This is a genomic window from Prosthecobacter sp. (assembly GCF_044232965.1).
Classification (GTDB): Bacteria; Verrucomicrobiota; Verrucomicrobiia; order Verrucomicrobiales; family Verrucomicrobiaceae; genus Prosthecobacter.
In genome coordinates this window covers 14,290-34,953 of the sequence record NZ_JBIIKX010000063.1, presented here as the reverse complement: position 1 = coordinate 34,953, position 20,664 = coordinate 14,290, and the positions used below count along the sequence as shown (strand labels likewise).

Annotated in this window: 18 protein-coding genes; 15 read left to right on the top strand and 3 right to left on the bottom strand. The window is 58.7% G+C overall.

The features are described 5' to 3' along the window. A partial coding sequence (locus ACILSI_RS20920) for a glycosyltransferase family 4 protein (RefSeq protein ID WP_395723863.1) occupies positions 1-976 on the top strand: 976 nt, incomplete at its 5' end. Here the strand turns inward: ACILSI_RS20920 and ACILSI_RS20915 are convergent. Next, complete coding sequence (locus tag ACILSI_RS20915; RefSeq protein ID WP_395723862.1) at positions 955-2,256, bottom strand: nucleotide sugar dehydrogenase; 1,302 nt, start codon at positions 2,254-2,256, stop codon at positions 955-957. The genes ACILSI_RS20920 and ACILSI_RS20915 overlap by 22 nt on opposite strands. A 70-nt stretch (positions 2,257-2,326) precedes the next feature. Further along, complete coding sequence (locus tag ACILSI_RS20910) at positions 2,327-3,118, bottom strand: hypothetical protein (RefSeq protein WP_395723861.1); 792 nt, start codon at positions 3,116-3,118, stop codon at positions 2,327-2,329. A gap of 186 nt (positions 3,119-3,304) precedes the next feature. Between ACILSI_RS20910 and ACILSI_RS20905 the strand changes: the two genes are divergently transcribed. Genes ACILSI_RS20905 through ACILSI_RS20875 form a run of 7 tightly spaced genes read left to right on the top strand, consistent with a single transcriptional unit; the run spans position 3,305 to position 10,549 of the window. Continuing rightward, on the top strand, positions 3,305-4,132 hold the full coding sequence (locus ACILSI_RS20905; RefSeq protein ID WP_395723860.1) for a class I SAM-dependent methyltransferase: 828 nt from the start codon (positions 3,305-3,307) through the stop codon (positions 4,130-4,132). Positions 4,133-4,155: 23 nt separating this feature from the next. Beyond that, entirely contained in the window at positions 4,156-5,280 is a 1,125-nt protein-coding gene (wecB, locus tag ACILSI_RS20900; RefSeq protein WP_395723859.1) for a non-hydrolyzing UDP-N-acetylglucosamine 2-epimerase, read from the top strand. Next, positions 5,277-6,218: a hypothetical protein gene (locus tag ACILSI_RS20895; protein WP_395723858.1), complete on the top strand. Its 942-nt coding sequence runs from the start codon at positions 5,277-5,279 to the stop codon at positions 6,216-6,218. The genes wecB and ACILSI_RS20895 overlap by 4 nt, the downstream gene beginning before the upstream one ends. 6 nt (positions 6,219-6,224) lie before the next feature. After that, positions 6,225-7,343, top strand: coding sequence for a hypothetical protein (locus tag ACILSI_RS20890; RefSeq protein WP_395723857.1), 1,119 nt, complete (start codon positions 6,225-6,227; stop codon positions 7,341-7,343). A 13-nt stretch (positions 7,344-7,356) separates the two neighbouring features. Beyond that, positions 7,357-9,147, top strand: coding sequence for an HAD-IIIC family phosphatase (locus ACILSI_RS20885; RefSeq protein ID WP_395723856.1), 1,791 nt, complete (start codon positions 7,357-7,359; stop codon positions 9,145-9,147). Beyond that, positions 9,032-9,379, top strand: coding sequence for an acyl carrier protein (locus ACILSI_RS20880; protein WP_395723855.1), 348 nt, complete (start codon positions 9,032-9,034; stop codon positions 9,377-9,379). Before ACILSI_RS20885 ends, ACILSI_RS20880 begins: the two co-directional genes overlap by 116 nt. A gap of 3 nt (positions 9,380-9,382) precedes the next feature. After that, the gene (locus tag ACILSI_RS20875) at positions 9,383-10,549 is read left to right on the top strand and encodes an SDR family oxidoreductase (RefSeq protein WP_395723854.1); all 1,167 of its coding nucleotides are present in this window, start codon (positions 9,383-9,385) and stop codon (positions 10,547-10,549) included. Between the two features lie 14 nt (positions 10,550-10,563). Here ACILSI_RS20875 and ACILSI_RS20870 read toward each other — a convergent pair whose 3' ends face one another. Then, on the bottom strand, positions 10,564-11,349 hold the full coding sequence (locus ACILSI_RS20870) for a class I SAM-dependent methyltransferase (protein WP_395723853.1): 786 nt from the start codon (positions 11,347-11,349) through the stop codon (positions 10,564-10,566). A 67-nt stretch (positions 11,350-11,416) separates the two neighbouring features. On the opposite strand from ACILSI_RS20870, the gene ACILSI_RS20865 reads away from it, so the two are divergent. The 7 genes from ACILSI_RS20865 (at position 11,417) to ACILSI_RS20835 (ending at position 20,542) form a co-directional block, all read left to right on the top strand. Further along, positions 11,417-12,238 (top strand): hypothetical protein, encoded by an 822-nt coding sequence (locus ACILSI_RS20865; RefSeq protein ID WP_395723852.1) that lies wholly within the window; start codon positions 11,417-11,419, stop codon positions 12,236-12,238. A gap of 23 nt (positions 12,239-12,261) precedes the next feature. Beyond that, positions 12,262-12,981 carry a class I SAM-dependent methyltransferase gene (locus ACILSI_RS20860; RefSeq protein WP_395723851.1) on the top strand — a complete coding sequence of 240 codons (720 nt, stop codon included), beginning with the start codon at positions 12,262-12,264 and terminating at the stop codon, positions 12,979-12,981. A gap of 110 nt (positions 12,982-13,091) precedes the next feature. Then, positions 13,092-15,413, top strand: a complete 2,322-nt coding sequence (locus ACILSI_RS20855; RefSeq protein WP_395723850.1) for a DegT/DnrJ/EryC1/StrS family aminotransferase — start codon at positions 13,092-13,094, stop codon at positions 15,411-15,413. Positions 15,414-15,421: 8 nt separating this feature from the next. Beyond that, entirely contained in the window at positions 15,422-16,618 is a 1,197-nt protein-coding gene (locus ACILSI_RS20850; protein WP_395723849.1) for a hypothetical protein, read from the top strand. Next, positions 16,615-18,162: a GNAT family N-acetyltransferase gene (locus ACILSI_RS20845; RefSeq protein WP_395723848.1), complete on the top strand. Its 1,548-nt coding sequence runs from the start codon at positions 16,615-16,617 to the stop codon at positions 18,160-18,162. The genes ACILSI_RS20850 and ACILSI_RS20845 overlap by 4 nt, the downstream gene beginning before the upstream one ends. Beyond that, on the top strand, positions 18,159-19,016 hold the full coding sequence (locus ACILSI_RS20840) for an AAC(3) family N-acetyltransferase (protein WP_395723847.1): 858 nt from the start codon (positions 18,159-18,161) through the stop codon (positions 19,014-19,016). The genes ACILSI_RS20845 and ACILSI_RS20840 overlap by 4 nt, the downstream gene beginning before the upstream one ends. After that, positions 19,013-20,542: a lipopolysaccharide biosynthesis protein gene (locus tag ACILSI_RS20835; RefSeq protein ID WP_395723846.1), complete on the top strand. Its 1,530-nt coding sequence runs from the start codon at positions 19,013-19,015 to the stop codon at positions 20,540-20,542. The genes ACILSI_RS20840 and ACILSI_RS20835 overlap by 4 nt, the downstream gene beginning before the upstream one ends. Positions 20,543-20,664 lie beyond the last annotated feature (122 nt).

Below are 20,664 nucleotides of genomic sequence, written 5' to 3'. Positions count from 1 at the left end.
TTTGGCACTCTCGCGGCGGCCTTATGTGCTCGACCGCTACCGCTGCGATGCCTGGCGCGATGCGATCCAGCAGCACGCCAAGGACGCGGATGTCGTCGTGTGCGACTTTCTCACGCCAGCGCCGAATTTTGAAGGTTTGCAGCTTTCATGTCCGGTGGTGCTTTTTCAACACAATATCGAATCCCAGATCTGGAAGCGTCTGGCGGACACGGCGGGCAATCCGGTGAAGCGGGCCTATCTGGCCTCGCAATACCGCCGTATGTGGCGGGCGGAAAAAGAGCTCTCGGAGGGTTTTGAAGGCATCATCACCGTGTCACCGGAGGACAGCATGTTTTGCCGCGATCAGTATCACCTGCGCCGTGTGCTCGGCGATGTGCCGACGGGAGTGGATGTGGATGCTTTTCAACCTCCCGCGAAGCCTGCGGCGGCTCCGGTGATCGGATTTCTCGGCTCGATGGACTGGATGCCCAACATCGACGGTGTGCTTTGGTTCGCCCGCGAGGTATTGCCGAAGGTGCGCGAGCAGATGCCGGACGTGCGTGTGAAGATCATCGGGCGGAATCCACCGGCTTCGATTCGCACTTTGGCATCCGATCCGGCCATCGAGGTCACGGGCACGGTGCCTAAGGTGCAGCCGCATGTGCACGAGTGCCGCGTGATCGCCGTGCCGCTGCTGGCTGGTGGCGGCACACGGATCAAAATCTTTGAAGCGATGGCCATGGGCGTACCGGTGATCTCCACCACGATCGGCGCGGAAGGCCTGCCCGTGCGGCATGGCGAGGAAATCGAGATCGCTGAAGACGCGGAGAGCTTTGCCAAGGGCACGCTGAAGCTGTTGGCGGACGCCGGCGCGGCCTCACGAATGGCCTCGAATGCCCGCAAGCTGATGGAGCAGCGCTTTAGCTGGCGCTTCGCGGCGTCGAAGTTTGTCGAGCTGTGCCAGCAGGCGATGGATCACCAGCAGAGGCCTTCGTAACGGCAGGGCAGGGACTTCAGCGGTGCCCAGCCGTTCACGTCGATGATGATCTGGTCGGCACGCACGCAGGCCTGGAAGACGTCCACGGGCACGCACTTCTGCGAGACGACGAGCACCTCGCTGGCCTCAATTACCTCCTTGGCATCCTGTTTGAGCAACTGGGCCAGGTGCGGCATGCGGGCCTGGATCTGCTGCTCGTTCGAGCCGATGAGGCGGGAGAGATTGATCTGCGGATCGTAGATGCTCACGGCGTGGCCGCGGCCGATGAGCGTCTCCGCCGCGGCCACGAGCGGGCTGCCACGGAGGTCATCCGTGTCCGCCTTGAACGCCAGGCCGATGAAGCCGATGCGGCGCTTGCCGCTCTTTTCGATGAGCTGCACGAACTGCTGCTGGTGCGCGTCGTTCGTGGCCTGGGTGTTTTCGAGCAGCGGGAGGTTCACGCCCTGCTGGCGGGCAAAGGAGCGCAGCGCGGAGACATCCTTCGGCAGGCAGGAGCCACCAAACGGCGTGCCGGGGCGCATGTAGTAGCGGGAGATGTTCAGCCGCGTGTCCTGGCACACCACGTCCATCACGCGCAGCGCATCCTCGTTGAGGTGTTTGGCGAGGCGGCCGATCTCGTTCGCAAAGCCCACCTTTAGCGCGTGGAAGTAGTTGCAGGAATACTTGATCATCTCAGCACCTTCCCAGCGTAGCACGGCAGGCGTGCCGCCAAAGAGTGACATGACGTCGGCGCTGGCGGGCGGGTTCCCATTCTCGGTGCCGACGACGGCCAGCGAGGGCTCGCGGAAGTCCGCCACGGCCGTGCCTTCACGCAGGAACTCGGGGCAGTAGAACACTTGGAGGCTGCCGTTTTGCAGGAGGTCGGCAAACTGCTCGCTCACCATCTTCCGCGTACTGCCGGGCAGCATCGTGCTGCGGAAGATGACGATGTGTTTCTTCCCCTGCTGGCGCAGCGCCGCGGCGATCTGCTGTGTGACGTGCGTGACGTAGCCAAGATCAAGGCTGCCGGAGGGCAGCGAGGGCGTGCCCACGCAGATGATGCTGATCGAGGACGCGGCGACGGCTTCGGCAGCATCCGTGGTGGCACGCAGGCGGCCTTCACGGCAGGCGCTTTGCAGCATTTCATCGAGCTCAGGCTCCACGATGGGCGAGCGGCCTTCATTGAAGGCTCGTACCTTGGGCTCATGCACATCGACGCCGATGATTTGATGCCCGATTTGAGAGAGGCAGCCGGAGGTGACGGCGCCCACATAGCCAAGTCCGAATACTGAGATGGTCACGAGAGAAAAAGAGTGCGAAAACGACCGCCAGACTGGCACGGTCCGCCGAGACGACAAAACGAAAAGCAGGCTAATTCTTGGTCACAGGAAGCAAACGGGCCTCATTCAGTCGCAAACGCGCCTCGGCACCCGTGGAGCCCAAAAAGAGCACGAGCTGCTTCACAGGGAAAAGACGTGCGTTTTCCGGCCAGGGAACGCGAACCCGGTTTGAACCCGGCTGAAACGTCACCCCGGCCTGCACGCGGTTCGGGAGCCCTGCGCCAATATCGAGCCGGATGCCAAGATCGAGCGGGCTTGCGGAATCGAGCGTGGCTTCGAGTTCGAGGGCCTGGAAGGCATTCCAATCGGGATTCGGCACTTCGACGCGGGCGCTGGAGTTGCCGCGCAGGATCAATCCATTCTCGGAGCGCTCCGCTCCCGGCGAAAGCACCCAAAGCAGGCTGGCCTGGCCGTCCATGAGCACGGGGAATCGTGTTTTGGCCTCGTTTTGGGCCATGGTTACCTGCGCCCACCAGATGGCCGGAGGTGCCAGGGCGATCGCGAGCGCGACGAGTCGGAATGCGAGGCGTTTTTGCTGCCAGAGCATGGCTGCCACAGCTCCCAGCATGCCCCACCCCAGGTCGGTCAGGCTGGCCGTGCGCCCAAACCACGGCTGCACAACCTCTGTCATGGCCGCTGCGGCGATGACGATGCCGAGTGTCATCCATGCCTTGCGGATAGAAATGAACATGCCAAACGCCGCAAAAAGCGAGACATGAAAGCGGTTAAGCAGTTCGCCACGCCAGCCGACGGACCATTCACGCGGCAGCGGGAGGAGCAGTGCGGCCACCATGAGGGCGATAGGGATCAGAAGACGCGTCATGATTTCAAGGCGAGCATCGAACAAGTTGCTTGGAAAAGCCAGAAGCGGCTGCTAACGGCAGTGTGTCACTTTGACGATGAACATCCGAATCTTGACGCGCTATTTGGCGGGCCGGTCGCAGGTCGTCCACCAAGGGCGGCAGCTTGGCGGGATGTTCGTTGTGAGCCTCTTTTTTTTCCAAGTCAAATGAGCCAGCCCCGCAGTCTCGAACGTTTGCGCCACCACTATGAGGTGGAGAAGGAGCTCGCTGCCCGCCTGCGGGCGAGCACGCGGGAGGAGCGGCCGGTGTTGTTTCAAAAGCTCTATCAAGAGCTGTTTGACCGCGTGCCGGATCATCCGCGCCTCACGCGGCGTGCGTCGCCGGAGGAGAGCCAGCGGAAGGTGGAAGGGCAGATGCGCTTGCTGCGACCGTTTTTGAAGCCGGGTGGCACGCTGGTGGAGGTGGCGCCTGGTGATTGCCGCCTCGGCTATGCGGCGTGCGCCGCCGGTGCGGGCCGTGTGATCGGCGTGGACATCTCCGACCAGCGGTTGGAGGCGGACAAGGCCCGTGCGCCGTCCGCTTTCGAGCTCGTCGTGTATGATGGCTACCACCTCGACCTGCCTGCGGGCATCGCGGATGTGGCGTTCAGCTATCAATTCCTCGAGCACCTGCATCCCGATGATGTACGGCCGCATTTCGACATCGTTAATCGCCTGCTGAAACCCGGCGGCTGGTATGTCTTTGACACGCCGCATCGCTTTTCAGGCCCGCATGACATCTCGGTGGTGTTCGGCTCGGAGCTGGTGGGCTTTCATTTCCAGGAATGGACCCTCGGAGACATGAGCCGGCATCTGCGGCAGTGCGGCTTTTCGAACATGCAGGCGATCAAAGGCGGCCGCCGCTGCGGTTCGGTGATGACCGCCGCGTGGCTGCTGGTGGAGTCCATCACCGGCCTGCTGCCGCGGGCGCTGCGCAAGCGCATCGCGGACCGTCTTTTCCAATCGGTCACCGTGGCGGCGCAGAAGCCGCTGTGATGCTCTTTTTCTGACAAACAACCATGGGAACAACAAAGATCAAAGTGATGTGCGTGGTGGGTACGCGACCGGAAGCCATCAAGCTGGCGCCGGTGATCCGTGCGCTGCGTGAAGGCGACGACGTGGCCTGCGAGGTGTGCTTCTCCGGCCAGCATCTGGACATGGGGCTGCGCACGCTGCGGCTGTTTGAGATCGAGCCGGATCATGTGCTCGAAACGATGCGCCCCGGCCAGACGCTGGCCTGGCTGAACGCACGCCTGCTAGGCGAGCTGGACAATCTCTACGAGAAGCAGAAGCCGGACTGGGTGGTGGTGCAGGGCGATACGACGACGGCCTTCGCCGCGGCGCAGGCGGCCTTTTACCGCCGCATCCGCGTGGCGCATGTGGAGGCGGGTTTGCGCACGCATGACCGATTCTCGCCCTTCCCGGAGGAGATCAATCGCGTCTTCATCAGCCGCATCGCTGATCTGCACTTCCCGCCCACCGCCGCCTCGGCCGAGAATCTGCGCCGCGAAGGTGCGAAGGAAGAAACGAACATCATCACCGGCAACACCGTGGTGGATGCCGTGGTCTGGATGAAGGACCGCCTGCCCGCGGAACCTCCCGCTCCGTTGCCCGCGGAGCTGAATGATGGCCTGCGCCTCGCTTTGGTGACCTGCCATCGCCGTGAATCCTTCGGTGCGCCTCTCGAGTCGATTTGTGAAGGCTTGCTGCGGCTCGTCAATGCGGTCGAGGACCTGCGTCTCGTGCTGCCCGTGCATCCGAATCCAATGGTGCAGCAGGTGGTGAAGAGCCGCCTGGCCGGTCATCCGCGCATCGTGCTGCTAGAGCCGCTCGATTACGTCCCGCTGCTGTGGTGCATGTATCACAGCGTTCTCATTTTGACGGACTCCGGTGGCATTCAGGAAGAGGCGCCTTCATTTGGAAAACCGGTGCTGATCCTCCGCGAGACCACCGAGCGGCCGGAGGCCGTGCACGCGGGCTTTGCCGAGCTCATCGGCACCGATGCGAACCGCATCTTTGATCGCGGCATGCACTTCTTGAGCACACCCGCCGCCGCCGCGAGCCTGGCGAGCCGTCCGAGCCCGTTTGGCGATGGCTCCGCCGGGCGTCTCATCGCTGAAAGCATCGTGAAAGCCTCCGCATGACCTTTTCTCCGCCCCAGATTCAATGGCCGGAGGGCAAGAAATTCGCCTTCACGATCTTTGACGACACCGATGCCTCCACGGTGGCGAATTCAGCGCCGGTGTATGCCTTGCTGCGTGATCTGGGTTTTCGCACCACGAAGTCCGTCTGGGCCCTGGAAGCCGAGCAGCCGCCCGTGGTCGTCGGCGGTGCCTCCTGTGCCGAGCCTGACTACCGGGCATGGGCGCTGCAATTGCAGGCCGAGGGCTTCGAGATCGGTTTTCACAATGTGTGCTGCCATCATTCGAAGCGTGAACGCACGCTGGAAGGCCTGCGACGCTTTGAGGAGATCTTTGGCCATGCGCCGCGGTCGATGGCGAATCACACCGGCTGCCGCGAAAACCTTTACTGGGGCTCGGATCGCGTCACCGGCTGGCGGCGCTGGGTTTATCTCGCGGCCACGCTCGGTCGCAAAGCACGCTTCCTCGGCCATGTGCAGGGTGACGAGCATTTCTGGGGCGATGTGTGCCACGAGCGCATCCGCTATGTGCGCAACTTTGTCTTCCCGGACATCAACACCCTCCGTGCCTGCCCGTGGATGCCGTATCACGATCCGCTGCGGCCGTGGGTGAACCAATGGTATGCCTCGTCCGAGGGCGGCGTGCTCGATTCGTTTCTGCGCACCGTGACGGAAGAGAATCAAGACCGGCTGGAGGCCGAAGGCGGTGCCTGCATCATGTATGCGCATCTCGGAAAATTCTTCCGCAAGGACGGCGTGGTCACACCACGCTTCCGCCAGCTCATGGAGCGGCTCGCGGCGAAGGGCGGCTGGTTTGTGCCGGTGTCCACGCTGCTGGATCACATCACCGCGCAGCGTGGCGAGCATGTGCTCACGCCGCGTGAGCGTGCGGCACTCGAAAACAAGTGGCTGTGGCACAAGCTGCGGCATGGAGAAAGCTGACACGCCATGGCCATCAGCATCGTCCGCTATGAAGAAGCCCATGTGGAGGCGGTGAAGCGTTTCAACGCCCGCCTCGCCGCCGCGGGCGAGACATGGCGCTTCCCAGAACGCACGCAAAGCCGCTGGCTGCCGGATGATGCAGGCGAGGAAATCGTGGAGCACTATTTCGTGGCGGTGGATGGCGAGGAAGTGCGTGGTGGCTATGTGCTGAAGTGGCAGCCGTTTTGGACCAGCAACGGCCTGCAAAAGGTCTGCACGCTCTACCTGCCGCTGTCCGAAGGCATCATCAATCCGGCCTTCAAGCTGCTCGGCCTCACGCTCGTGCGTGATGCGCTGAAACGAAATGCGCTGGCCTTCTGCCTCGGCATGGGCGGCGCGGCACGTCCGCTGCCGCAAACGCTGAAAATGCTCGGCTGGCAGGTGCATGATGTGCCGTTTTACTATCTGCCGCTGCGTGCGGGGCCGTTTTTGAAGCACCTGCGTCCGTTGCAAACACGCAAGCCGGTGCGTCTGGTCGCTCACATCGCCGCTGCGACAGGCTTGGGTGCGTTGGGTCTTGGCGTGATGAAGGCTTTTCGTCGAGCTTCGAGTGTCGTGCGTGCCGCAGTGAGCTTTGAGCAGGTGGATCGCTTTGATGCGTGGGCGGATGACGTGTGGCTCGCGGCACGGGATGCGTACTCGCTTTGTGCTGATCGCAGCATGACGAGCCTCAACAGGCTCTATCCGCGTGGCGATGGCGAAAACCGGCTCGTGCTCGTGCGCGAGGGCGGGAAGGTCACGGGATGGTTTGTGGCCCGCAGCCGGGCGATGAAGACTCACAAGTATTTTGGCGACATGCGGGTGGGTTCGCTCATCGACGGCATGGCGTTGCCGGGGCATGAAACGGCCGTGTGCTGGGCTGCGCGATGCTTTCTCGACCACTGCGGCTCGGACATCATCGTGTGCAACATGCAGCACGCGGCCTGGCGTGAGGGCATGCGTGCCTCCGGCTGGCTCTCGGGGCCGAGCAACTTCGCGCTCGCCGCCTCGCCGAAGCTCGCCGCGGCCGTGGGTGAGCCTTATGCGACCCGCGTTGACAAAGCGCACTTTTTGCGTGGCGATGGCGAAGGTCCCACGCATCTCTGATTTCATCGTTTCCATGCTTCCCCCCTCACTCAGCGCCTTGTTTGAAGGCTTCGATGGCAGCCAGTCCGCCTACTCGGCGCTGGCGCGGAAGCTCGAGCCTGCGCTCGCGGAACTGCCGGAGGTCCGCGTGGCCTTGCTGGCCTCCTGCACGGTCGAGGTGGTGAAGCCTTTCCTGCTCGTGGAAGGCGCGAGACGCGGTTTGAGGTTCACAATCTGGTGCGGACCCTACGGCCAGATCGAGCAGCAGGTGCTCGATGCGGGTAGCGAGCTTTACGCGTTCAAACCGGATGTGGTCTTTGTGCTTCCTCGACTCGAAGACTGGGCTGGTGAATCGCTTCAGAGCTTTGCCACGGATCGCGAGGCTTTGCGTTTGTCGCTCGTTCAACGCTCGCAGCAGGTGGCGCAGGCTTTGCGGCGGCATTCAGCAGCTTCGCTGCTCTGGTCTGCCTATGCCACGCCGCGTCTGCCGGGTGTGGAAGGTGCGCCGGGATTGTTTGGCGCGGGATCGCTGGCGGCCTTTGCCACGGTTTTGAATGGCGAGACGGCCGCGGCCATCGAGGCGGTGCCGGATGCACGGTTGTTTGATCTTCCTGCTGTCGTGGCACGTTGCGGTGCGAAGCGCTGGCATGACGAACGCATGAGCTTCCTGGCCCGCATGCCGTTTTCCGGTGAAGGCTTTGCCGTGCTCGGCGCCTCGCTCGCGCGAGCCATTCGTGCGCTGCGTGTGCCGCCGCGGAAGTGCCTCGTGCTCGATCTCGACAACACGATGTGGGGCGGTGTGATCGGCGAGGCCGGTCTCGGCGGCATCAAGCTGGGAGACACCTTTCCCGGCAATGCGCATCAAGCCCTTCAACGGGCTGCGAAGGCTCTGCGAAGCCGCGGCGTGCTGCTGGCCATCGCGAGCAAAAACAATCGCGATGAGGCCCTCGAAGCCATCGAGGGGCATCCCGACATGCTTTTGCGTCCCGCGGATTTTTCCGCGATGGAGATTCATTGGGAAGACAAGGCCACCAGCCTGCGCCGCATCGCCAAAGCACTCAACATCGGCACCGATGCGCTGGTGTTCGTCGATGACAATCCCGCCGAGCGTGAGTGGGTGCGCCAGCAGATGCCCGAGGTGGCCGTGATCGAGTTGCCCGCCTCCGTGGCAGGCTACGCGACAGCCATTGAAGACAGTGAATGGTTCGACACGGCGGTGGTGACGCAAGATGATGCGAAGCGTGCGGCGATGATGAGCCAGCAGGCGGAGCGGCAGGCCTTGCAGGAGAGCAGCGGCAGCCTCGAAGACTATCTCGCCGCGCTGCAGATGCGTGTGCAGGCCGGTCCGGTGAACGCGGAGACGATGGAGCGTGTGGTGCAACTGCTGGCGAAGACGAATCAATTCAACCTCACGACGCGTCGTCACTCGCGTGCGGACCTTGAGGGTTTGCTCAACAATGGCGCGGTGGCTTTGTGGATGCGTGTGGCAGACAAGTTTGGTGACAACGGCCTCATCGGCGTGGTCATCGGGGTGCCGGAAGGTGATGTGTGGCGGGTGGACAGCCTGCTGCTGAGCTGCCGTGTGATCGGCCGCGGCCTCGAAACGGCCTTGCTGGGCCTTTTGGCACGCCAAGCGGCCTCGCGAGGTGGTCGCGTGCTGATGGGCGAGTTTGTGCCCTCGGATCGAAACCAGCAAACGAGGGACCTTTATGCCCGTCATGGCTTCGAGCCGAAAGGTGATGACGGGCAATTTTGGACGAAGGCGCTGGAACCGCTCGAAAACTTCGCCATTCCGGCCTATCTGGACCTTTCCTATGACAAGTGATGCCATCCAACCGCGCCTGAAGCGTGTCTTTGCCCAAGTTCTCGGCCTTGAAGAAGGCTCTGTGTCCGACGTCACCGCACCAGACAACACGACGCAGTGGGACTCGCTCGCGCACTTGCGCCTGGTGATGGCTGTGGAGGAGGAGTTTGGCATTTCGATCCCGGCGGAGCAGGTGATGGACATGGTGTCCTTCAAGATTGCCGCGCTGATGGTCGAGGAACTGGCCGCATAACTCATGGACTTCCACGTCGGCCAGCAGTTCATCGAACGCTTCGTGCTCGACGCGGAGGTGGTTAGGCGCTTCGCGGCCTTCTCCGGTGATGTGAACCCTCTGCACATGGACGCGGCGGAGGCCCGCTCGTATGGCTTTCCGCAGGCGGTGGCGCACGGTGCCATCCAGGTGGCCTATCTCTCGCGCATGATCGGCATGGTGGTGCCGGGCGCTGGGGCGCTGTGGACGGGGCACCAGCTCCGCTGGCTGAAGCCGGTGTATGTTGGAGATGAGATCGAATTGAAGGTGCAGGTGCGCTCGTGGTCGGCGAGCGCGGGCTTTCTGAAATTGCAGTTTTACGCAAGCAACACAAAAGGAGAACACGTCATGCAAGGTGAAGCCGAAGTGAAAGTTGGACGCAAACTGGCTGCGGCCGCCCCGGTGGGTCCCGATGGTGAACGAGTGGCCCTCGTGACAGGTGCCTCGGGTGGTATCGGTGCCGCCACCGCCCTCGCCTTGGCCGCGAACGGGCCTGTGGCCGTGCATTACCATTCGAATGTGGCAGGCGCGGAGGACGTGGTGAAGCAGATCGTGGATGCCGGAGGCAAAGCGCGTGCCTTTCAGGCGGATCTCTCGCAACCAGGAGCCGCCGAGCAGCTCGTGCAGGCCGTGGCGGCGGAGTTTGGCCAGCTCGATGTGCTGGTGCATGGCGCGACAACCTTGCTCACGCCCGTGGCGCTGAAGGACTCCAATCCGGCGGACTTCGAGGCCTTCTGGCGTGTGCAGGTGGCGGCTTCACAAGAGCTGCTGAAGACGGTTATCCCGGTCATGGGAGCACGGAAGCACGGGCGCTGCCTCTTTTTGGGAACGTCCTACTTGTTCGGCCAGCCTCCGGCAGGTCTCGCGCACTATGTGGCGGCCAAACAAGCCTTGTGGGGCATGGTTCGCTCCGCTTCGCTGGAGCTGGCCCCCCTCGGCATCACGGTGAACATGATCTCACCCTCGATGACTGTCACCGCGCTGAGCGCTCATGTGCCCCAGCGTGTGCGCGAGGTGGAGGCGATGAAGAATCCCTGCCGCCGCTTGGCCACTCCCGAAGACTCCGCTGCCGCCATCGCCTGGCTGGCGTCCGACGCAGCATCGTTTGTGAACGGCGTGAACCTGCCTGTGACGGGCGGTCCAATGGTTTGATCTGGCGTGCGCTGTCATCTGCGCTTGTGAGCGAGGATGGCTATCACCCCGGCAAAATGCGAAACGCCGGGGATGACGAGCAGGGCTTGATCCAGCCAGCTGAACATGCGTTCGGTCCAGTGAAACCAGGAGTCAGGAAACACCCGCCGGACCCGGCTTATGAGATAAAAATGCCGTTTTTCCTCGATCACGAATCGTTGCCCAATCAGGCGGATTTCCTCCGCGTTCAACTGGCGCTCGTCGGGGCTGACATCCTTTTCGACGGGTGTCCGGTTGCGCAACCATTGGAGCATGCGGGAATAGGCCACCGGCTCCAAAAAGGCAATTCTTCCTCCTGGGCGCAGCAATCGTTCCAAGGCGTCAAGGGCCTCCTGCACGGGCATGTGATGAACTACAGACATCGCCAGCACCGCATCAAAAGCGCCCTCTGTCACCGGTGCTGCCGCTGCGTCCGCTACGATAAAATGCACGCGATCCGTAACACCCTCCAGAACTGCGCGTTCCCGCGCTAATTCGATCAAATCGGGGGAAACATCGATTCCTGTCACACGGTAGCCGAGCAGCCCAAGACGGCATGCCATCTCCCCGCTGCCGCAGCCAAAGTCACAAATATGCTCCGGTTTGTGTTTCGTCAGGAAATGAATCACACATTCCGGATAGTGAGTCTTCCACCGGGTGCATGTGCGATAGCGTTCAATGAGTGCCTGAGGCGTCTTTTGTAGGGCCTCCCTCTCTCTCTGTGCAATAGCAACATGGAACACCACTTCATTTTTCAGACGTTCATGGATTGCTTCTGACATGATTCTCTAGATGGATAAAAGATTTGCTTTCGCGCCAGTTCTTTCATCGTAATTTCCCTTCTTCGCAATGAAAAATGCCCTCCATTATTTGGCAGACTTGATCACCCTTCCTCTGCTGCAGTTCTCGTGCGTGGACAGGCTAGTTGGTTATCTCTCTTATCAAAGGCGGCGTGCCACGAGGCGCAAATTGGAGGCCCGATTTTATGGCGCGGGCAAGCATGGTGATGTGGTCATCGACGGGCCGCTCCAGGGATTGCGCTATCCTCCTCTGTATCAGTGGGCATCTTGTCGTTTTGAGAAGATCATTGGCGCCTACGAGCATGAGTTGCATGGCCTCCTGCACCGTCTTGCTTCGGCGAAGGAATACGACCTGATCGTGAATGTGGGGGCCGCTGAGGGCTTTTACACCGCCGGGTTGGCCTTGCTGTTTCCGAAAGCGAAGGTGGTGTCGTTTGAGGCTGACGAAGGGCGGACTCGCTTTTGCCGCAACCTCTGTCAAATCAACCAGGTGTGGGAACGGATTGAGACGCGCGGTCATTGCAGTGCGGAGGACCTCGCCATGCTTAATCCTTTGGGCAGGGTGCTCGTGTGGATGGACATCGACACTGGCGAGCGGATGGTGCTTGATCCAGCGAAAGTACACTGGTTGCGCGACGCGGACATTTTGGTGGAGCTGCATGATTGCATGGAAGAGGGCATTACTCCGCTCATTCAGGGTCGTTTTGAGTCCACTCATCGCATCGAAAAGTTCACTTCAAGGGGGCTTGAGTACGCTCGTTATCCACTGCTGCGTGAGTTGCTGTTCCATGAGATTGAGGCGCTTGTCGGTGATGATAGACGTGGATTGCAAGACTGGTTCTTCATGGAGCCCTTGAACACAAAGCCCTGAAGCTTGATTCCGCATCTTTGATCATGATTTCTCTTGGACGCCTTTTTCTGCCACGTGGCTTGCATGAGCGCATGCAGGTGGATCGTTACCCCATCCTACGCTTCATCCGCACTGAAGCGATTCCCCTCATGAAGGCGGGCATGAAAGTGCTGGACGCCGGTTCCGGCCGGCTTCCAGAGCAGACGCTGCGCGCAGAGATTTTGGCCACAGGAGCAGAATTGCACACCCTGGATTTCTGTGCTGGCGAGGGAGTTGACTTTGTGGGTGATGTTACCGCCATGCCATTTGAGGCCAACAGCTACGACCACGTGCTCTCTACACAGGTTCTCGAGCATGTTCAGGACCCCGCCGCAGTCTGTGCCGAGATGGCCCGCGTGCTGAAGCCTGGAGGTCATTTATTTCTAACGACTCCACAATCGTCTCCTATCCACAATGAGCCGTGGAATTTCTTCAACTTTACCCACTACGGACTCACGCTTCTGTTTGAGAAAGCCGGCTTGTCGGTGGTGAAAAAAGAAGCTCAAGGGGGGCACTTTGCGCTCCTGGCCTTTATGCTGCATTGGACGGTGCGCGTCATTCAAGGAAAAGACTTGCCGAAAATTCTGAAGGTGCCGCTCATACTTGGCTCAAAGTTTATTTTTGGTTTCTGTTTAAAGATTATTCTGCTCTGGTTGGACCAGTGGGATAAGGAGCCAACAAATACTCTGGGCTGGAACTTTCATGGACAAAAGCCGCGCAAATGATGCTCGCAAGAGGGAGTAAATCATATGCGGATGATCCCACACTTGAATGCTGCTTAGACAGTGGCATAAAACACAAATAATTGAACACTAAAGCATAGGCGCATTTCATCATGGCATCCCTCATACAACGCGCGATTGGCAAGGCTCGCCGTCTCACTGTCCGCCGCATGGCATCTGTCGGCCCGTCTCTTCGAGTCGCAATTATCGGCTACGGTGGCATTGGGCCTGACCATGCTGAAGCCTATGAGGCAACCGTGATGTGTAATCTCGTGGCTGTCAGTGATGTGAATACGTCAGCCCTGGCCGGTGCGCTACGCCGGCGGCCTTATCTCAGGGTTTTTAGAGACTATCGGCAGATGCTTGACGAGGTGAAGCCAGATCTGGTGAGCGTTTGCACTTGGCCGCAGACTCACGCCGAGATTGTCAAAGCAGTGGCAGAGTCTGGAGCCAAAGGCATCCTATGTGAGAAACCTCTCACCCTACGGCTCGATGAGCTGGAGGAGATGGCTGAATTGTGCGCACAATACAAAGTCAAACTTGCTGGCGGCCATCAGTGGCGTTTTCACCCTTATTTTCAGCGTGCGGCAGAACTGGTCAAGCAAGGGGCGCTGGGCACGGGGGTGCAGGTGACCGCCAGTTGTCTTGGAGTGCTCGCAGACAATGGGCCTCATCTCATTGACAGCATCCGCTTCATCCTCGGTGATCGTCGCGCGCTGAGTGTGAAATGTTGTGCGAAGCGTGAGGGCAATCTTATACGCCAAGGAATGCCCGCAGAAGATGGTGCCGAATGCGAAATTGAGTTTGAGGGTGGTGTTCGTGCGAGCTTCGTGTCCGGATCTCTGGCCGACCGTCATTTTATCCTAATCGAGGGCAGCAATGGAACCGTTGAAGTTACGCGTGATGCCTTGAAGACAACTGGGGGTATTGAAGCCGGACCCTCCATAGATTTGGCGGACGTTTACCCTAACCAATTTCGACAATTGGCGCGTTGGGTGAAAGGTCGTGTGTCAACGTGTCCAATCAGCTTCGAAAATGTGGCTCCCTCCACAGAGATTATGCTGGCACTCTATGACTCAGCCCGGGTCGGTGAATCGGTGCCATTGCCACTGAAAAATAAAGGCAATGTCATCGGTCAACTTTATCCCGTCGACAAAGCAGCCAATATTGCCGAACCTACCGCTATCGTCACTGATCAACGCCCTCTTGACGAGCGGTTGGCGATGGATGGCGGAAGTCGTGCTGTGACCAAGTGGTTCGACTCTGGGCCGCGGGTGGGCTTGCCGGAGGCATTGAATCTCGCAAAAGTCATCATCTCCCGCAATATGAACTGCACTGAGGGGCAGATGGTGAACCGATTCCAACAAGAGTATGCTGACCTGCTCGGAGCACGATACGCCACGGCCTCGAGTTCGGGCACCGCAGCCATTCACTGTGCACTGGGTGCGCTCTCGTTGAATCCGGGTGACGAGGTGATTACTACACCCTTCACGGACATGGGAACGGTGATTCCAATTCTGGCTTGCAACTGCCTGCCTATCTTTGCAGATGTCGACCCACTTACCGGAAATTTGACAGCTGAGACGATCTTGAAAAAGATCACCTCAAAAACGAAGGCCGTGATTCTCGTGCATCTCTTTGGAAGGCCGGCGGACCTCGATCCCATTTGCGAACTTTTGCGCATTAGAGGTATCCGTTTGATTGAGGACTGCGCACAGGCTCACTTCGCCGAATATAAAGGACGAAAGGTGGGAACCATCGGGGACTTTGGTTGCTTTAGCTTTCAGCAAAGCAAACAAATATCATGCGGTGACGGTGGCATCACCATTTCAAATGACGAAGATTTAGCCATGCGGGCAGCCCTGTTTTCGGACAAGGGCTGGCAACGGAGTTCGGCGGGGCGTGCAGGACGCAACCACTACTTTCTTGGCATGAACTATCGCATGACGGAATTTCAGGGGGCTGTGGCTCTGGCACAAACGCGACGTCTGCCTGAACTGATCGCTGCAAGACGAGCAGGCGCAGAACGCCTCGCAGCACAACTCCGCAACGTGCCCGGCATCATTCTTCCGCCGCAGCCTCAGGGAGTAAACCCTTCTTGGTGGGTTTTCTCCTTTACCACGGATCAAGCCGGGACTGGAGTTACGAATAAAGCGCTCTCTGGTGCTCTAAATGTGGAAGGGGTGTCTGTGGCCACGAATTACCTGACACAGCCGTTGTTCGAGTATGATGTGATCAAATTGCAGAGAACTTATGGTGAAAGCCGCTATCCCTTCAGTGAGTATCCGTGGGAGGTTCCGAAAAGCGAAGACTACACCGGGTTTCACCAAGCTAATGCTAACCTAGGCATTTTTTGGAGCCATAATGTGCAGAATAAGCACGTCGACGGGGTTGCAAAGGCAGTACAAAAGGTGATGACCCAACAGAAACATTAATGAGACCCATGACCGCTTTAAGCCGCCTGCTGCCTGAAGCCTTTTGGATGGTTCGTGACTTCTTCAACTGGCCTCTAATTGCACACCTGGAGTTCTGGCGGGACACTTTGCAAGGACTGGGGACTGATCCGGGCACGAAAAAAGCCGTTGATGCGGGGCTGCAATGGCTTGCCACAGCGCAGGACAACTCGGCATCAAATGACGGCGGCGTGGCTAGGCATTACAGTTTGATCAAGGGGTGGTCCACTTCCTATCCTGAGACGACAGGCTACATCATCCCCACCTTGATTGATCAGGCTGGTCGCCGGAAAGACCCCGTTTTGCTCGAACGCGCAAGACGAATGCTTGACTGGTTGGTCACAATCCAACTGCCCTGTGGTGGATTTCAGGGCAGTACCATTGGTGTGTCCCCGATCGTGCCGGTCACCTTCGACACTGGCCAGGTGCTGCAAGGGCTCGCCGCAGGTGTGACGGCTTTTGGTGAGGCCTACCTCCCCGCCATGCGTCGCGCAGCAGAGTGGCTGGTGCGAACACAGGATGCGGATGGTTGCTGGCGCAACCCGAACCCGTTCGTGGCCGCTAAGAACGATCATGTTTACGACATGCACGCCGCCTGGGGGCTATTGGAGGCGGCGCGGCGTGACCCGGGTGCTGCGTATGAGAAGACAGCGTTAAGGCAAATTGAATGGGCTCTTACCCACCAGCATGCCAATGGCTGGTTTGCTCTTTCTTGTGCTGGCGACCCCAAGAAACCGCTGACCCATATGCTGGGTTATTCGCTGCGCGGTGTTCTCGAAGGCTGGCGTTTTTCGCGTGACGAGAGATATTTAGCAGCAGCCATTTTGGCGGCTGATGGACTGATAAGCGCGACACATGACAATGGCAGAATGCCGGGCCAGATTGACGCCAATTGGAAGGGGACGGTCTCCTGGGTTTGTCTGACAGGCTCTGTTCAGGTGGCTCATTGCTGGCTTATGCTCTATCAGGTGACAAACAAAACAAAATATCGTGATGCGGCTTTACGTGTGAATGAGTTTGTTCGTCGCACCATTCGGCTTGAGGGTTCTCAGAACTTGATCGGAGGGGTGAAGGGTTCTTTCCCTGTCACAGGAAGCTATGGACGCTTTCAGCTCCTTAACTGGGCATGCAAATTCATGATTGACGCCAACACACTGGAAGAGGACATACTGTGTGAGGAAACATGAACCCTGTGTTTGAGTTAGTTCCATTTCCTCCTGATGAATTGATCGACAGCCTGTCCTGCCTTCATCCTGAGGATAGCTTTTTTACATCAGCCTATTCTAGGGGCCAGAGTTTGTTGGGTTTTCATCCCTGCCTGCTGGTCTTAAAAGACGGTGAAGAAACTGTTTTGGGGTGCCTCGCGTTTCTCAAGAAAGGACGGTTTACGAAGAGCTTGGACATTCCGTCTCTGCCCGACTTGCCTTTTGACTCGCCATTCTGGGATGGGCTTCTCGATTTCTGTAAGTCTTCAAATATCTGGGATCTAACACTGCGCAGGATTGTTCCCTCCTGCTCACGCATTGGAATGCATGCCTTGCAGACGAGTCGCGAAACAGGTGTGGAGTACCGCCTCAGCCTTAAATTTGACAGCGAGGTTGCGCCTACAAGCAGCAACCATCGCCGCAGTGTTGCAAAAGCAAAAAAACTCGGCCTCGTCGCACAACGCAGGACAGACGCCAGCGCTGTGTCAGCTCACTTGGAGCTCATGCAGTCATCCATGAGCAGACGCGCTGTGCGTGGCGAGAAGGTGCCATTAGCCATTAACAGGAGGTTCTATGACTCCATGCTTTCAACGGGTGCAGGGGAATTTTTCCAAGCGTCACGCGGCGAAACCATTCGTTCTTCCATCTTTCTCCTGCGCACTTCGTCGGGAGCCTATTATCAGTCCGCTGGCACCTCCCCGGAAGGCATGGACGAAGGTGCCTCTCCGTTTCTCATCGTTGAGACGGCCAAGGTTTTGTCACGCGAGGGCGTTACTTGCTTCGATCTTGGCGGTGCCCATGAGCATGAGGTGGGACTCCGCCGTTTCAAATCCGGCTACGGAGCAGTGGAAACTCCATTTGAAATCGTGGCCTACTCCACGGCCAGGCCAATTTTCCGCAAGCTGCGTACTGGGGTTCGCCTTCTAAGAAGTGCCCCACTTGCTGCAATTAGAAGCCTTGTGTGCATGGACTGTTCCGCCGTTTATCGAGCAAATCCGGCGTGTCTGCCGCCGCCAGATTCTCTCGCCGAAGCGGTGATGGAGAAGTTATCCGATGAACAAGTTGCCTCCTGTTGTGGACCGGACACTGAGTTCTCGCGTCAAGCCGAACGGATGTGCGAACTGGGCTATAATGATGCGTATGGTGTCTTCATCAGCGGTGAACTGGCACACGTCTCCTGGTTGATCAGTGCGGAACACGATCAAGTGACGCCAGAGCGGGAGATCATGCTTAGGGAAGGCGAGGTGGAGATCACACATTGCTTTACGGGTGAAAAATGGCGGGGCAAAGGAATATATCCTTTTGCTATCAGATCACTCTGCCAGCGTGCGGCGGCACGATCCATCCGACTTGTTTTCATGGTCGCCCATTCCGGAAACATTGCTTCCCGCCGAGGAATCGAAAAGGCTGGCCTGCGAAATTGCGGTCGTTTGGTGCGCCTGAGGCTGCCGTTTCTTTTTGGTGAGCGAGCGCTGCGCATCCGCACGCATCGCCTGGGTATTCTGCCGCATTCGTCCATTCCATGAATGCTTTCAAAAGTTTGAAACAAAGGGTCAAGCAGGCACTGCGTCCACTGATGCACCCCTGGAGCTTGCCTGCGACAATGGTCCATGGCTTGAACGAACTCGGAGTCAAACCAAGTGGTCTGCTGCTCGTCCACACATCTCTTGCTCATCTTGGTTATGTGCCGGGTGGGGCCGCTGCAGTGATAAGCGTTCTGCAAAGAGTTATAGGGCCAGAAGGTACGCTTATAATTCCCACGCACACGTGGGAATGGATGAATGCTGGCTGTCGTGTTTTCGACGCTACCGTTACTCGGAGCTGCGTGGGTAAACTGCCAGATGTTTTCCGCAGGATGCCAGGTGTGATTCGCAGTCTCCACCCCACGCATTCTGTCGCGGCCAAAGGGCCCCGCGCGGCCGCGCTCATTGCCGGTCATGAAACTGCTGCCACGCCGTGCGGAGATGGCACTCCTTACGCGCGGCTGCTTGATGAGGGCGGACAGATTTTGCTGCTCGGTTGCGGTACTGAGTCAAACACCTGCTTTCACACGCTGGAGGCGCGGTTTGGTTTTCAATATCTGCTGCGCGAGGAAATGATACGCTTTGAGATCATAGACGCTGACGGACACTCGCGTTACATAACCGTGCCGCTGCATCGAGATGTTCCCTTGAGAGGTGAGTCCATCGCTCGGCGCTTTAAAGAGATGGAGGACATTCTTGTTGAGATGGGTATCGCCAAACGTGGCATGATCGGGCAGGCGCACGCTGTTCTGATCGACGGGCGCCTGATGCTCGAAAAACTCGGACCGCTGATGGCGGCAACTCCATTTTATCTTCTCGCTGATCCAACCATGAGAGCTGGAATACAGACATCATGAGTCTCGGCAAACACCTCCTTCGAGGTTCTGGCATGAATATGCTGGACCTTGTCGTTAAGACACTCGCGATGTTTTTTGTAACACCGCTGCTGATCCGCTCGCTCGGACAATCGGGCTATGGCTCCTGGCTGCTTGTCATGTCGGTCGTTGGTTACTTCCTTATGATCGACATGGGAGTGAGTTTCTCCGCTACGCGTTTCCTTGCCGTGGCACTTGGCAGGCGCGACTCTGGCCGTCAGGGCACGATCCTCACGGCGTGTCGTCAATTTTATCGTATGGCATCCCTCGTCGTCGTGGTGCTGACATTTGGATTGATGCCGCTGCTGCCGTGGCTGACCAGCCATCCTGAAAACATCTCCCAGCTCTACTTCGCGCTCGGTCTGACCGGATGTGTGACAGCTCTGAGATTTTATTTTCGGCTGCCGATGATCGTGCTGCGCGCGCATGTGCGTTACGATTTGCAGGCGCAGGCCTCATTGTGTCGCGTGGTGCTGCAAGCTACGGTGATGTGCTGGGCGCTCACACATGGCGCCACAGTGTTACACGTGGCGGTCATCCACTCATGCGGCGAGTGCGTGGAGTTGGGATTGCAGGCCTTCTTTTCGCGAAAGCTCGATCGACATCTGCGCTCAGACGCTAGCGTCGAGGAAACGAAGGCAACTCGAAGCGAGCTCTTTGCATACTCGCGCTCGATCATCGCCGGCTCGTTCGGCGACAGCATGAGGCTGCAGTTGAATCCGTTTCTGATCGCCCAGTTGCAGGGTGTGAATCATATTCCAGCTTATTCGGTGGGCACGCGGCTGATCACGATTCTTGAAGATGCAGTAAACGCGTTGTTTGGCGGGCAGTTACTTTCTGCCTTCGGTCAGCTTCACGGGGCGGACGAGCCCGACAAGCTGCGCAGTCAGTATCTGCGGGTCACGCACATCACCTCGGGGTTCAGCGCGGCGGCGATGGCCGGCGTCGTGTTTCTTGCCGGCCCATTCCTTCAGAGCTGGGTGGGTGAGTCGCTTGCGTCCGCGCATTTGGTGCTCATGATTCTCTCTGTTCCTTATGTGATCCATTTCATGCAGTTCCCGGCCTACAATCTTCTTTACACCGTGGGTAAAACGCATTGGATCGTCTGGCTTTGTTTTATTGGCGGTCTTTGCAGCGCGGCGCTAAGCCTCGTGTTGGGGCTTCGCTATGGGATGATTGGCGTCGTGCTTGGGTCGGGCATTGAGATGTTCATCTCGCGCGGGCTGGTAATGGCGTGGTTTGTTCATCGCTGCACGGGTATCAGTGCTGCATTTTATCTGTTCGGTCATGTCTTGTGGCCCGGATTCAAAGGCGCTCTGTTTCCCACGTTGTTTGCGTGGGCCACGTTTCGATTTGTCACGCCAGATTACAGCGCGATCCTCCTGTTCGCAGCGGGTTATGGAGCTGTTTTCTTTTTGAGCTTTCCATGGATGGTTATGGATGGTAGCGCGCGCCGTTTGATCTGGAAACATTTACCAGTTGTCGGCTCCAGAGGTGCCTCTGCATAAACTTTAAGGAGATGTTTGTATCATGGCCGCAGGGCCTTTCGCCGAGAGCAGACGCGCCGGAAAGACTCACTAAATACTTGCGGAAATACCGTAATGGACATGAGCATGAGAGACTGGATGTT